Genomic DNA, 13,972 nt, shown 5'->3' with positions numbered 1-13,972 from the left:
CTGATCATCCCACTGAGCGGCGGATGGGCGCCGGCAGACCGCGCACGCTGACGCCCATCCCGATGGTCATCAGATGATCTGACGGCCCTCACGCTTGGCTTCGCGCGCGTCCTTCACGAACGCGCGGATGATCACGGCGAGTGCACCGATGACGATCACCGGCCAAACGAGCACGTATGCGGTCATGAGGAAGATGTCCATCATGCGTCCTTTCCTGCGAGTGCACCGTCTCCGGCGGCATCCGCATCGTTCGCGAGACGCTCAGTGGCGATCATGGTCTCGGTCTCGGCGGTGTCGAACTCGCCAGTGCGCTCCTTGATGAGGGCGAAGTCGAACCTCCTGGTCCTGTTCGACATCGTCAGCGCGACGCACACGATCGTGCTCACCGCGTACGCGACCAGCGATCCCGACAGCACCGGATAGGTGTGCAGGAAACCGATCGCGAACGGAGCGGATGCCACGATGGACACCGCACCGACGCCGATGGCGACCCTCAGGCCGAAGAATCCGAACGACATGAGCGCCAGAACCACGCCGATGCCGATCACCGACAGCACATCGCTGACGATTCCGAGGCCGCCGGAGAGATCGACCCATTCGAAGCGCACCGGGAGGAACGCGGCGAGGGCTGCGATGACCGCGACGCTGAAGGCCACGTTCGTGACGCGGTTCCAGTAGAAGCTCGCGATCACCGGGAACACCAGTGCACCCCACATGGCGCCGACGAATACCAGCAGGTCGAGGATGTTGAACTGCATCGACGCGAAACCGAGTGCCGCAGCGGTTGCGCCGACCATGGTCAGTCGCCCCACCAGGAGCATCGTCTTCGGGTTCGCGTTCTTCTTGCCCGCGATGTTCTGACCGTAGATGTCGGCCATCATGATCGACGAGAGCGCCGTCATGTCGGCATCCGCCGTCGATGACAGCGAGCCGATGATCATCACGAAGAACACGCAGATCAGGAGCGGACTGAGATACGTGGCGGCCATCTGCGGGATCAGGTTGTTGACGTCGCCGTCCATCGGCTGGATGCCGGCGTACAGGGCGATGACGCCCAGCATTCCGACGCCGATGATGGTCGCGCCGTAGCCGACCGTCGCCGTGATGAACGTCTTCTTGATGAGGTCCTCACGCACCGCGAACAGTCGCTGTGCGATCGTCTGGTTCCCGATCGCGTAGGCGAGCACCGCGGCGATGTACGGGGCGCCCTGGTTGAAGAACGCGTCGGAGGAGAAGAAGTCGCCCTGCTGCGGGGTGAGATTCGACGCTCCGGTGACGAACAGATCGGGGCCGCCGGCGGCGAAGAAGATCACCGGGATGATGATCGCCACGGCCCCCAGCATCGCCAGTACCTGCGCGAAATCGGTGAGCACCGATGCGCGGAACCCCGACCACAGCGTGTACGCCAGAACACCGATCGCGATCGCGACGATGCCCTGGGTGAAGGTGAACGGCGAGAGCATCGCGATGAGCGCACCGCCGGCGATCAGGTTCGAGGTGAGGCTGATCAGGCTGCCGAGTACGTTGGAGCCGGCGAGCATGAGCTGACTCGAGCGGCCGTGCCGCGCGAACATGACCTCGGCGATCGTGTGGGCCTTCGGAGCCACCTTGCGGATGCGGCGGCCGAAGGGATAGATGAGCAGGATCATCAACGCGCCCCAGAGCCCGTAGTGGATGGGGCCGGAGATCCCGTAGGTGTAGCCGGACGTGGCCGAGGCGTACATCGACGACGCCCAGATCCAGGTCGCCGTCATGGATGCGGCGGAGATGCCGAAGCCGATCTTGCCGCCGCCGGTCATGTAGCCGTCGGCGTTCTCCTTCTTGCGGGAGATCCGGATGGACATGTAAAGGCTGCCACCGAAGAACAGCAGCATGAGCAGGACCACGATCGGTCCTGAGAGTGTGTGGAGGTCTCCCACCGGGTGTTCTCACTTTCTCGTCTTGGATGCGGCGATGCCGCTGGTCGGATGAGAAAGCGCTGGCTAAGTGGGGGCGTAGACGGTGGGGACTCTGGTGGACATCGAGAGATCTGATGCTGTGAGCATGGCGAACGAACCTGGGCCACTGAGGCGCATATGAGCGCGCAGACGAGAGGCCCGGGGTGCGGCTCCTTTCTCATGGTCGTGCGCGGGCACGCCGAACGTCGGCGCATCCTCGGCGGGATTCGAATCGTCGCGGTGAGCGCGCAGACGGGCGCGCTTCGCGTGGGAGCGCGCAGCGCCCCCTGCTCATGCATGCACGAGCATTCTTTCCACCATAGCAAATTCCCAGGGAACTCCCGGCGACCGCGTGGGATCAGCGGAACAGCACGACGATGTACACGGCGAACAGCGCCAGGTGCGCGGCCCCGTGCACGGATGTCACGCGCTTCGCCGCGAACGTGCCCACCGACAGCAGCAACGTCACGCCGAGCAGAAGCAGATCCGCCGGGGTCTCGGCCAGGATCACCGGCTGCCCGGTGAACATGCCGATGATGAGGACGGCAGGAATCGTCAGGCCGACGGTGGAGACGAGCGCGCCGTGGCAGAGGTTGACCACGCGTTGCGCCTCGCCCCCGAGTGCCGCGCGAACGGCGGTGATCGACTCCGGGAGGAAGACGATGGCCGCGATGAGGACGCCGGCGAGTGCCGGCGGCGCACCCAGACGGCCGAGGCCGTCATCGAGCAGGCTCGCCATGTCGTGGGAGAGCAGCACGATCGGGATGACGGTGATCACGAGGAGCGACAGACGGACCGTCACCTCGGTGCGGTGACGGCGGAGGATCTCCCTGATGTCTGACGCCTCGGGTCGAGATCGAGGAGCACGTGCCGCAGTCGCTCGCACACGATCGTCCACCTCGGTGAAGTCGTTCGCCTGCGCACCCATCTGGCGGAACAGGAAGAACCCGTACAACGCGAGTGTGAGCAGGATGATCGGGATCTCCTGAGCGAGCGTGTACGCGCCGTTCTCACCGATGAGCGCCGGCAGCGCGAAGGCGAGTGCGGTGAGGACGATGAGCATCGCGAGGTACGCCGACGTCCCCGTGCGGTTGTGGGACATCCCGCCGTGACGGATGCCGCCGAGCAGCAGCGCGAGGCCGATCACGAGGTTCAAGATGATCATCGACACGGCCATGACGGAGTCGCGGGCGATCGTGGCGTGCTCTCCCGGGCCCAGCATCACGGCCGAGATGAGGATGACCTCGATGAGCACGATCGACAGCGTGAGCACGAGCGAGCCGTAGGGGTCGCCGAGTCGATGCGCGAGGGCTTCGGCCTGCTTCACGACGCCGAAAGCGCACACCAGGATGACGGCGATGATCACACCGAGCGCCATGATTAGAAGAGGCGCGGGGACCGGCGCCTCGAGGACGGGGGCGGCGAGCAGCAGAGCGCCGAACGCACCCCATCCGAGCGCGATGCGGACGATGTCGGATGCGCTGAGGAACTGCCGGAGGACTCGTCTGCGGGACATGGCCTGAACTCCTTGCGGGGCCGTCCCCTTGTGATGATGTCGACGCGGGTCGTCCTGCGCGGGTCCATCCTATCAATCACGCTGTCGCGATGCCCGCTGCTCGTCTCGAGCGGCGGGCATCGCGACGGTCAGGCGGAGCGGTCGCGCTCCCAGGCCAGCCGTTCCCCCCGGTGCGGGTCCATGACCAGCCCGGGCCGTTCACCGATGCGCATCGTCGCCCGCTCCTGGACGGTGTAGCGCTGCCAACCAGGGTTCCCCGTGCGTGCGAAGTCGACCCAGGCCGCGTGCATCTGCCTGGCGAGCTCCTTCGGTGGCTCGTGCGGACCGAGCAGGGCGTGGGTGCCCCGCAGCTCGGGCAGGTGGATCGCATCGAAGACGAAGGGGAGCTCCATGGCGTGCGTCGCTCCGAGGTCGCCGTCGAGCGCCCCGGAACGCCAGGTGAACTCATACGCGAATGTCGCGGTGTCCGCCCCGGCGGCGTGGGCTGCGACCAGCGCCCACGTTCCGGCACCGAACAGCGCATCGCCGAGGACCGCCGAACGCAATTGGGCGGGGGAGGCATCAGGGCGCCCGCGCTCGTAGGCCCGGACGAGCGCGGCCGGTTCCGGGTGCGCACGTTCTGCGGTTCGGAGCACGTCGTGGGCGGTGCTGCCGTGATAGTTGCCGAACGGAACGAGGTAGAGGTGCCCTTCCTCCGCGTTCGTGCCGATCATCACATCGATGTCCGCAGCCCGTCCGGAGGCGACGGCCTCGGCGGGCTGGACCTCGCTCACCAGGCTGAACGGGCTCAGGCCCACCAACGGGTCACGCGCATGTTCGGTGTCGAGATCGATGCCGGCGAGCTGCCCGGCGACATCGACGAGCTGTTCGTCGGAGAGTTCCGCGAACGCGGCAGCCGTCGCCTCCACGCCCAATCGCCGCGCCGCCTCCTCGGTCACTCTCGCGGCCTGCTCGGGGGTGAAGGCTCCGAGACCGCTGCCGCTCTGGATGATCGCGCGCCGGATCAGACCTCGTGCCTCTGCAGCGACGAGGACGCCGCCCACGATCGTGGCACCGGCGGACTGCCCGGCGAGCGTGACGTTGTGCGGGTCGCCCCCGAAAGCGGCGATGTTGTCGCGCACCCACTCGAGCGCCGAGATGACGTCGAGCATTCCACGATTGGCAGGGGCATCCGGGAGATCGAGGAACCCCGCGATCCCCAACCGGTAGTTGAGCGTCACGAAGACCACGCCGTCTCGGGCGAACGTGGTCCCGTCGTACAGGCTCGCGCGGCTCGATCCGGCGACGAACCCCCCGCCATGGACGAACACCATCACCGGGAGCGCGCCCGTCGACGCAGGCGACGACGGAGACCGGACGGTCAGGCTCAGATAGTCCTCGCCCCTGCTCCACCCCTCTCCGAAGTAGGCGGACATCTCGACGTCGCCGAGGCGCCGCACCGATTGCGGCGCATTCGGGCCGGGAACGGTCGCATCACGAACTCCTGACCACGGCTCATGCGGACGCGGTGGCGCGAACCTGTCCGCACCGCGCGGAGGTGCGGCGTAGGGGATCGCTCGGTAGGTGTCGACGCCATCGCGGCGCTCGCCGCTGACCGCTCCCTGAGCGGTCTCGACGACCGGTGCCGTGACCATCTCAGGCCTCCTTCGCGTACGGCGTGAACGGGGCCCATCCGGCGATGGCGAACCCGTCGCCCTGCTTGCTGACCTCGGTCGCGCCGTGTCCGCCGAGGTGCGCGGGGAACACGAGTGCGTTGTTGTCCGCCGCCCAGCCGAGCACGCGCCGCCTGGTCTGCCTCGCCTGCACCGGGTCCTCGCAGAAGCAGCTGTTGGTCTCGGGGTCGAGGATCTGCACCGGACTGTGGATCATGTCGCCGACGAAGACGGCCCGATCGGTGCCGGAGGCGAGGGTGAGGATCGAAGAGCCGGGTGTGTGGCCCGGCGCGGACTCCAGGCGCAGGTGGGAGTCGAGGTCGTAGCCGTCCTCCCACAGGTGCACCAGACCGGCGTCGTACACGGGTGCGACGCTGTCCTCGAAGACGTTCTGGTTGCCTCGTCCGAGCACCGCCTGGTTGTCGTTCGCCGGATTCCAGAAGTCGAAGTCCCTCTTCGGCATCAGGTACTTCGCGTTGGGGAACGTCGGCACCCATTCGCGCCCGTCGAGGAAGGTGTTCCAACCGACATGATCGACGTGCAGGTGGGTGTTGATGACGATGTCGACGTCCTCCGGTGCGACTCCGGCCCTCGCGAGGTTGTCGAGATAGTTCGTCTCGCGATGACTCCACACGGGGGAGTACGGGCGCTCCTTGTGGTTGCCGACACCGGTGTCCACCAGGATCGTGCGCCCTTCGCTTCGCAAGACCCAGGTCTGGATCCCGGAGTGCACGACTCTGCTCTCCGGATCCACGAAATGGTGATCCAACAGATCGGCGTTGTCCTTCCAGACCTCGTCGGACGCTCCGGGGAAGAACATCTTCGTCGTCATGTCGACCGGCCCGAAGTACTCCCATACCCGTGTGACCGTCACATCGCCCAATGCGATCTGGTGCATACCTTCTCCGCTCTTCGTTACCGCGCTCGCCGGCGGAGGCGCGTCTGCGCCGTCCACTGCCTGAGACAACGACACTATGAAGGGTGGTGGATGCGCGGTATCCGTCACACGACTGCACCTCCACGCGGAAGAAACGGAGCACCGCTGACGCTGTCACAAGCGTGAAGCCCCACCTCGACATGAATCACCACGATCCGGATCGCCTCGACCTGACGCGCACGACCGACGGTGAGCTCGTGGGGCGCACTCGTGAGTCCTCGCTTCTGCAGGACGCCGTCAGGGGCCTCGGCCTCGCCGATGGTCATGATCATGTCCTGCTGGTGTCCGGTACAGCAGGATCGGGTAAGTCGATGCTGCTCGGCGCAGCCATCGCGTTCGCCGAGGCCCGAGGAGCGAGTGTGCTCAGCAGCCACGGCAGCCAGGCCGAGACGACCCTGGCCTTCTCCGGTCTCGATCAGATCGTCCGACCCCTCGGCTCCTTCCTCGATTCGGTCGACCCCGGCCTGCGTCATGCTCTCCTGACCGCTCTCGGCGGGTCGAGGTCCGGCGAGGCGCCGGGCGTGCAGACACCGGATGTCATGACGGTCGGGTCGGCCGTGCTCGCTCTGCTCGCGGTTGCCAGCCGGAGCGCACCGCTCGTCGTGACGATCGACGACGCCCACTGGTGCGACCCAGAATCCCTGTCGGTCCTCGCCTTCGTCGGGCGCCGGCTGCGCACGGAGGCGGTGCTCATCCTCCTCGGCGCTCGATCCGATGAGCGATTGGCGGGTTTCGACGCTCGCGTGCCCGCGCTCCTGCTCGATCCGCTCGATGATCGTGATGCGGGTGAGCTGCTCGACCGGCAGCCCCATCCGCCCGTCGGCGCCGCACGAGTGCGGATCCTCGAGGAGGCCGAGGGCAACCCGCTCGCACTCGTCGAGCTGGCGGCGGTCAGCGTCGCCGCGGCCGAGGTGATGTCGGATGCGGGCCCGCTTCCCGTTCCCGAGCGGCTGGAGGGCCTCTACACGCGCCGCTGGAGGCAGTTGCCGGCTCCGACCCGTGCAGCGCTGCTTCAGCTCGCCGCGATGGACACCACCGACGCCGATGTCGCGCTCGTCGCGGGGCTGCCTGCGGCCACCGACGACGTCTGGCGTCCGGCAGAGGAAGCCGCACTGATCCGTCGTACGGCGCGGAAGGTGCGGTTCCGTCATCCGCTCGCCCGCTCGGGGATCTATCACGCCGCCGACTTCGTTGAGCGTCGCCGCGCACATCTCGCATTGGCGGCACGTCTCGGGGATGAACCCGATCGACAGGCGTGGCACAGGGCGGCGGCCACGAGCGACACCGACGCCGCCATCGCGGCCGATCTCGAGGCGACCTCCGGACGCGCGCTGCGCCGCGGCGGATACGCCGCAGCGGCCTCTGCGCTCCAGCGCGCCGCCGAACTGCACCCCGACCCGCACGAGAGCGCCAGGCTGCTCACCGAGGCGGCGTCCACGGCGACTGCGACCGGCGACATCACGTGGGTGGAGCAGCTGGCGGCGGCGACCAGGACGCTCACCGATGACCCGGCCCTGCTCGCGCGGGTCGCGGTTCACAGTGGACGACTGGCCGCCCTGACCTCTCGCCATTCCACCAGCTTCACGAGGCTGACCGCTGATGCCGCCGCGTTCATGGCCGAGCAGCCCGCGCCGGCACTCGATCTCGTCGCCGACAGCGCCGTGGTCGCCTTCTACTCCGGCGACGACGCGCACCGTCGGAGGGTCTCCGGCCTGCTCGTGCACTGTCCTCCCGGACTGCAAGGCGGGTGGCCATCCGTGTTCATCGATTCGGTGCTCGCTCCGCACCGAAATCGCCGGCAGGTCATGGACGCACTCGCCGATCTGCCCGGCGGCACCGATCAGGCGCCCGCACTGCTGACCCGTGCCGGTATCTCGGCCTGGCTGATCGATGAGACGCCCACCGCGGTGTCCCTCTTCGATGCCGCAGCCGCGCACGGGCACCCCGCCACCCCTCTTCCGGATCCGCTGGGCGGCGCCATCGCCTGGGCGTACGTCGAGCGGGGCCGATGGGACGACGCCCTCGCGGTGTGCGCACGGATCACCGATCTCGGGACGGCCGCACGACTCGACCACGCCGTCGCATGCGCAGCGACCGTCGAGGCGGCCGTGCTCGCCCACCGAGGGGACACCGAGGCCGCGCGTGAACGCGCTCGGGATGCGCTGACGTCGATCGATCCGTTGGAGAGCCGTTCGGTGTACGTCTACGCACGTCGTGCGCTGGCGGCCGCGGCGGCCGCCGACGGCGCGTTCGATGAGGCGTTCGACCACTTGCGGATGACGTTCCACGGCGACGGGTCGCCCGTGCACTACCACGCGTCCTACCCGGGAATCGCCGATCTCGCGACCGCTGCGGCACGGTCAGGACGCACAGCAGAGGCATCCCTCGTGGTCGATCGCACCGCCCGGGAGCTGGCCGGCTCTGCATCGCCCCGGCTGGCGGCGCTCCTGGATCGTGCCAGGGGCCTGCTCCTCGCCGAGGAGGGGGACCCCGCCGCCGAGATGCACCTGGCCGCCGCGGTCGCCGACCGGACGCTCGCTGCATGGCCCGTCGAATGGGCTCAGGCTCATCTCCAGCTCGGGGAATGGCTCCGGCGCGAACGACGCATCGCCGAGGCGCGCAGGCCCCTGCGCGAGGCCGTCGACACCTTCCGCGCCCTCGGGGCGCACCCGTGGACGGAGCGGGCGCTCGCCGAGTCCCGCGCGGCGGGTGTCTCCTCACCGTCACGATCGTCGGACGTCCTGTCAGCGCTCTCGCCGCAGCAGCAGGAGATCGTGCGGCTCGCCGCCGACGGCCTGACCAACCGGGAGATCGGGGAACGGCTCTTCCTGTCTCCGCGCACGGTCGGCTCGCACCTCTACCGGAGCTTCCCGAAGCTGGGTGTCAGTTCGCGGTCGAGACTGCGCGACCTGCTCGGTCCCTGAGCGGGGCCGACAAGGATCAGTCACATGACGCATACCCCTGCGAGCGCCCGACCGTCAGCCTGGGAGCATGGGGAGCCGGCACACGACAGCGGTGAGGGCCGCGCTCGCGTTCGCCGGCACGATGGCGGTTCTGCTCTCCCAGGACTCGAGCACCCAGATCGCGCTGGTCGGCGGATTCACCTCTGTCGTGCTGTCCCTCGGCAACACAGGATGCGGCCCCGCTGCGCGGCGTACGACGGTGATCCGCGTCGTGCCCGTCTCATTCCTCGCCCTGACCGCGAGCGCGTTGCTCACCTCTACGCTGATCGGCTCGATGATCGGTTTCCTCGCCGTCATCTTCACCGGATCGTACGTTCGACGCTTCGGCCGCCCAGGACTCGATCTCGGCGTCACCGCGTTCCTGAGCTACTACCTGGCGCAGTTCGCCCATCTCGACATCGCATCGCTCGGGGCCGCCTGGGGTGCATGGGCGGTCGCCGTCATCGCGCAGGTCTTCGCCCACGCGCTGACTCTCGGGCGCGCCGAGGCCGTTCCATGCGTCGGCGTATCGGCGCCTCGGTCAGCAGCTCCAGGTCGGGCGGCGTTGTCGCACGCGGCGCAGGTGACCGCCGCGGCCGCCCTTTCGATCCTCGGTGGGTTCGCCGTCTCCCCGACGCTGTGGTGGTGGGGCGTCGCGACATCCTGGCCGATCTTCATCAATGCCGATCATCCCCGCGCGGTGATGCGCAGAAGCGGTCAGCGTCTGGCCGGCACGGCGATCGGACTGATCGGTGGCGGCCTGCTCGTGACCCTCACCGACCTCGGGGCCGTGGCTCTCGGCCTCCTGCTGCTGGTCGCGGTCTTCGGGATCTTCGCCGCCGACGGCCGTTACGGCCAGGTCACCTTCTTCATCACGATCGCGCTGATACTGACGCTGGAGCTCCTCGGCGTGTCCTCACCGGAGACGCTGCTCGTCCGCATGGCGCTCACGGCGCTCGGCGCGGCACTCGGAGTCGCCGTCGCTCTCGCAGCCGCCTACTGGGGCGCACGGAGGAGGAAACGACCGGCGTGACGCCTGGAGACCGGCAGTCGTCACCTCGGATCAAGGTGACTCTCAGATGGTGGACCTGAGGGGACTCGAACCCCTGACCCCCTGACTTCGGTTCGAGTATCCCTGCCTATCCCGCCCTGGCCCAGCGATGCCCTGTATGACTGGCTTCGCGGCAACCTCGTCGAGCATGTCTGATGAGAGCGCCGAACGCAATGCGGGCACTTATACGGGCACCTATGCGGGCAAGGCGGCTCGATGAGCGCGGCGCCGTTGAGTCAGAATCCTGCTTCGCCGCAGACCTCTCCGCGCCCCGGCCGGGGTGTGGTTCGCACAAGCCCTCAGGACCGCGCATAGAGACCTCAGAGGCCGCCGCAGACGGCGCGGCCCCAACGAAAGTCGGCTTTCATGTCCCGTCTCACCCGCTTCTCCAAAGTCATCGCTGACTCCGTCAGCGGGCACGCAGCCATGCTCTCTGACGAAGGCGTCCCCACTTGGGTCCGCTATCACGGGGAGCTTGACGACCGGCTCGTCGGCGACGGCGACCTCATCCTCGACCTCTCGGACGTGTCGCGCATCGAAGACGGTGGCATCGATCAGAGTCGTGCCTACGACTTCTGGGACAACAACGGAGTGAGCTTCTCTCCGGACTATGACGACCCGAGGGTTCTCGGCATGATCACCGGGGCGCGGAGATCGGCCAATCGGGAGCCGCGAAGAAGCTCTGGGCGCTCGTCGCGGGGCTGCCGACGAAGGTCGTCGGAGTCGGCGAGCATGACGCCCCGATCGATGTCTTCTTCACGGACTACCCGGCCGACGAAACGGGTATGGAGGGCGACCTCGTCGTCGGCTTTTCGACGCAGGAGCGGAAGCTGGACATCGTCGACCGCGCGGATGTGGAAGAGGCGTTCCGTCGGTTCGTCCCGGAGGCAGGGGTTCTGAAGGTCGATGGACACGACTGGCTCGCCGATCCGTGGTCCAAAGGCACATGGTGCACCCCTCCCGCGGGCCTGCTCTCGACGTACGCCTCCGCCCTCGAGTCGACCGAGGACCGTCTCGTCTTCGCCGGGTCGGACATCTCCCATGCCTTCCGAGGGTGGATCGAGGGTGCGTTGCGAACCGGCGCGGTGGCTGCGGCTCGACTCGCGGCGATCATCGACGAGGGGTGAGAGGAGCTGCAGCATGGCTTGCCTAGCGCGTTGCGGTCATCCCCTCAAGCGTTTGGAAGTCATGCTCGATCTAACTTCGATGCGCAGCGAGGTCGCCGCCCTTTCCCGATGCGAGCGCGGGCAACGGATCGCCCTTCGCTGCGCACAGTGAGGTATCACATCCGCGGCGCTGAGAGAAGGCCCACGGAGCGGATGTTTTTTGGGCTGATCGCTCGAGACCCGCGTTTCAAGGTGTGATACCTTACCTGTACCGAAAGAGCTGCATCGGTGTGCGAGGAGGGATGTGCGATGAGCGACGAGGTCTCTGGAGCGACGGGCGAGGAACGGTCGGCCACGCAGTCGGCGCTCTCCGGGTGGGGGAGCCGCACGCATCCGCGACGCACGGATGCTCTCTCGGAGTTCATGGGGCAGGGCTGGGATGTTCGCGCCACGGCCTGGGGCTTCGACCAGCACGCGACCGCACTCGCCGGCGAGCGTCGTCGGATGCTGGCCTCACTGCACCCCGATGCCGTGCTCGTCATTCCCAGCGGTGCTCGGAAGATCCGCTCGAACGATGTCCCCTACGTCTTCCGCCCTCACACCTCGTTCGCGCAGCTGACCGGGCTCGGCAGTCGCGGTGAGGCCGATGCTGCGCTCGTCGTCGTCGGCGGTGATTCCGCCGAGGCGACACTCTTCCAGCGTCAGCCGATGGGACCAGGGACCGAGGACTTCTATCTCGACGGTGCGGCCGGCGAGTATTGGACGGGTCGTCGCCCGTCGACATCCGATCTCGAGGACGTGCTGGGTATCGGCGTGCGACGGTTGACGGAACTCGCGGATTCTCTTCGGCGCCTCGGTCGCCGGGTTTACCTCGTGCCGAACGCGTCGCCCGCCGTCGAAGAGCTTCTCGCCGCCGAGGGACTGTGGACACCGAGCGACGACGACGCCGCTCTCGCCACCGCGCTCGATGAGATGCGCCTGACGAAGACCGCGTGGGAGATCGCGCAGCTGCAGACGGCCGTCGACATCTCCATCCGCGGATTCGCGGACGTGGTCGAGGCCCTGCCGCGAGCGATCGACACCCCGCGCGGCGAGCGGGTCATCGAATGGGCCTTCCTCGGACGGGCGCGCACCGAGGCGAACGACGTCGGGTACGGCACGACCGCTGCTGCCGGCGACAATGCGACCACCCTGCACTGGGAATCGTGCGACGGTCCTGTACGCGAGGGTGACCTGGTGCTGCTGGATGCCGGTGTCGAGCTCGAGAGCCTCTACACGGCTGACATCACCAGGACGGTCCCTGCATCCGGAACGTTCTCGGACGCGCAGCGTCGGATCTACCAGGCGGTGCTCGACGCCGCGGACGCCGGGATCGCGGCGGCTGTGGTCGGACGGCCGTTCCTCGACATCCACGATGCGGCCGTGCGGGTGCTGGCTGAACGCCTCGAGGAGTGGGGTATCCTGCCCGTGTCCGCGGCGGAGTCGGTGTCGGACACCGGCCAGCAGCATCGTCGCTGGATGCCGCACGCGACGAGCCACCACCTCGGCCTGGATGTGCACGACTGCGCGGCATCGCGCCCGGAGAACTATCGGGGCGCACTGATCCGGCCCGGCATGGTCTTCACCGTGGAGCCGGGGCTGTACTTCAAAGCCGACGATCTCTCGGTGCCCGAGGAGTTCCGCGGCATCGGTGTGCGCCTCGAAGACGATCTCGTCGCGACCGAGGACGGGCCGATCAACCTCAGCGCGGCGCTTCCGCGCACGGTGGACGAGATCGAGGAATGGATGGCGGCCCTTCTCGAGCGCGGACGCCGTCTGGGCTCGGAGACGCGGTCGTGACCGCGCGGAGCGAGCGCGGCGTCGGCCTGATCCTGGCCGTCGTGGCCTGTGCAATCTTCGCGACCTCAGGGCCCGTGGGCAAGATGCTCATGGAGACGGGGATCGAGCCTCAGCATGTGTCATGGCTGCGAGTGGCCGGGGCCGCAGTGGTCTTCATCCCGGTGGTTCTGCTTCTGCGGGGGAAGGAACTCGTTGCCGCCTGGCGATCGTCGTGGCGCCTTCTGATCGCTTACGGCGCGGTCGGCATGGCCGCGTCCCAGACGCTGTTCTTCTATGCGGCCTCGCGACTGCCCATCGGCGTCGCCGTCCTGCTGCAGTTCTCCGGGCCCCTGCTCATCATCCTCTGGACGAAGTTCGTGCGACGCCGGATCGTCCCCCGTTCGGCCGCGATCGGGGTCATCATCTCGCTGGTCGGTCTGATGATCGTCGTCGAGGTGTGGGCAGGCCTCGCATTCGACCTGTCTGGCGTGCTCGCCGGAGTCGGCTCGGCGGTGTGTCAGGCGGCGTACTTCATGATCATCGAAGATCTCAAGGGTTCCGCCGACGTGCTGGTCATGACGGCATCCGGCGCAGTCGTCGGGGGCATCGTCCTGACCTTCACGACATTGCCCTGGACGCTGCCGTGGGGCGCGATCGGAGACTCCGTCAGCCTCGCCGGTGCAGAGATCTCCGGCTGGCTCCCCTTCGTCTGGCTGGTCGTGGTCTGCGCGATCCTGGCCTTCCTGATCGAGGGAGCAGCCGTGCGCCGCCTGTCCGCGGTGATCGCCGGCGCCATCGCGTACATCGAGGTGGTCTTCGCCGCGGTGATCGCCTGGCTGCTTCTCGGGGAGCACCTCGGTGTCGCGCAGATCGTCGGCGGGGTCATCGTCATCACCGGTGCCTACATCGCCCAGCGGCCGGCGAAGTCGGCCGCGCTCGACACCGACGAGCAGATCGAGTTCCCCGGAATAGTCGGGGCGACCACCATGATCCACAAGAACCCTGAATGATCG

The 13,972-nt window shown here is 67.8% G+C and carries 10 protein-coding genes; 5 read left to right on the top strand and 5 right to left on the bottom strand.

From position 1 onward, the window contains the following. Window positions 1-69 precede the first annotated feature (69 nt). The 5 genes from ACYVG2_RS15020 to ACYVG2_RS15000 form a co-directional block, all read right to left on the bottom strand. Window positions 70-204 (bottom strand): putative transporter small subunit, encoded by a 135-nt coding sequence (locus tag ACYVG2_RS15020; RefSeq protein WP_448965825.1) that lies wholly within the window; start codon window positions 202-204, stop codon window positions 70-72. Further along, a complete protein-coding gene (locus ACYVG2_RS15015) occupies window positions 201-1,874 on the bottom strand; it encodes a sodium:solute symporter family protein (protein WP_460781952.1) in 1,674 nt (557 codons plus the stop codon). The genes ACYVG2_RS15020 and ACYVG2_RS15015 overlap by 4 nt, the downstream gene beginning before the upstream one ends. Before the next feature lie 421 nt (window positions 1,875-2,295). Continuing rightward, complete coding sequence (locus tag ACYVG2_RS15010) at window positions 2,296-3,453, bottom strand: calcium:cation antiporter (protein WP_460781720.1); 1,158 nt, start codon at window positions 3,451-3,453, stop codon at window positions 2,296-2,298. 128 nt (window positions 3,454-3,581) lie between these two features. Continuing rightward, window positions 3,582-5,087: a carboxylesterase/lipase family protein gene (locus ACYVG2_RS15005; protein WP_460781719.1), complete on the bottom strand. Its 1,506-nt coding sequence runs from the start codon at window positions 5,085-5,087 to the stop codon at window positions 3,582-3,584. A 1-nt stretch (window position 5,088) separates the two neighbouring features. Beyond that, window positions 5,089-6,003 (bottom strand): MBL fold metallo-hydrolase, encoded by a 915-nt coding sequence (locus ACYVG2_RS15000; RefSeq protein WP_460781718.1) that lies wholly within the window; start codon window positions 6,001-6,003, stop codon window positions 5,089-5,091. A 161-nt stretch (window positions 6,004-6,164) separates the two neighbouring features. On the opposite strand from ACYVG2_RS15000, the gene ACYVG2_RS14995 reads away from it, so the two are divergent. The 5 genes from ACYVG2_RS14995 (at window position 6,165) to ACYVG2_RS14975 (ending at window position 13,969) form a co-directional block, all read left to right on the top strand. Continuing rightward, on the top strand, window positions 6,165-8,966 hold the full coding sequence (locus ACYVG2_RS14995) for a helix-turn-helix transcriptional regulator (RefSeq protein WP_460781716.1): 2,802 nt from the start codon (window positions 6,165-6,167) through the stop codon (window positions 8,964-8,966). Window positions 8,967-9,033: 67 nt separating this feature from the next. Then, a complete protein-coding gene (locus ACYVG2_RS14990) occupies window positions 9,034-10,017 on the top strand; it encodes an FUSC family protein (RefSeq protein ID WP_460781715.1) in 984 nt (327 codons plus the stop codon). A 671-nt stretch (window positions 10,018-10,688) separates the two neighbouring features. Next, window positions 10,689-11,162 carry an FAD-dependent oxidoreductase gene (locus ACYVG2_RS14985; RefSeq protein ID WP_460781951.1) on the top strand — a complete coding sequence of 158 codons (474 nt, stop codon included), beginning with the start codon at window positions 10,689-10,691 and terminating at the stop codon, window positions 11,160-11,162. A 288-nt stretch (window positions 11,163-11,450) separates the two neighbouring features. Beyond that, window positions 11,451-12,980, top strand: a complete 1,530-nt coding sequence (locus ACYVG2_RS14980) for an aminopeptidase P family protein (protein WP_460781714.1) — start codon at window positions 11,451-11,453, stop codon at window positions 12,978-12,980. Continuing rightward, the gene (locus ACYVG2_RS14975) at window positions 12,977-13,969 is read left to right on the top strand and encodes an EamA family transporter (RefSeq protein ID WP_440748376.1); all 993 of its coding nucleotides are present in this window, start codon (window positions 12,977-12,979) and stop codon (window positions 13,967-13,969) included. The genes ACYVG2_RS14980 and ACYVG2_RS14975 overlap by 4 nt, the downstream gene beginning before the upstream one ends. The last annotated feature ends 3 nt before the right edge of the window (window positions 13,970-13,972 follow it).

The organism is Microbacterium shaanxiense (genome assembly GCF_054779995.1).
Note: the sequence above shows the minus strand (reverse complement) of the source record. Positions and strands in the feature narration are given on the sequence as shown.

Coding starts and splice junctions, on each gene's coding strand:
- ACYVG2_RS15020 (WP_448965825.1), bottom strand. CDS start 204: ATGATGGACATCTTCCTCATGACCGCATACGTGCTCGTTTGGCCGGTG.
- ACYVG2_RS15015 (WP_460781952.1), bottom strand. CDS start 1,874: ATGCTGCTGTTCTTCGGTGGCAGCCTTTACATGTCCATCCGGATCTCC.
- ACYVG2_RS15010 (WP_460781720.1), bottom strand. CDS start 3,453: ATGTCCCGCAGACGAGTCCTCCGGCAGTTCCTCAGCGCATCCGACATC.
- ACYVG2_RS15005 (WP_460781719.1), bottom strand. CDS start 5,087: ATGGTCACGGCACCGGTCGTCGAGACCGCTCAGGGAGCGGTCAGCGGC.
- ACYVG2_RS15000 (WP_460781718.1), bottom strand. CDS start 6,003: ATGCACCAGATCGCATTGGGCGATGTGACGGTCACACGGGTATGGGAG.
- ACYVG2_RS14990 (WP_460781715.1), top strand. CDS start 9,034: ATGGGGAGCCGGCACACGACAGCGGTGAGGGCCGCGCTCGCGTTCGCC.
- ACYVG2_RS14980 (WP_460781714.1), top strand. CDS start 11,451: ATGAGCGACGAGGTCTCTGGAGCGACGGGCGAGGAACGGTCGGCCACG.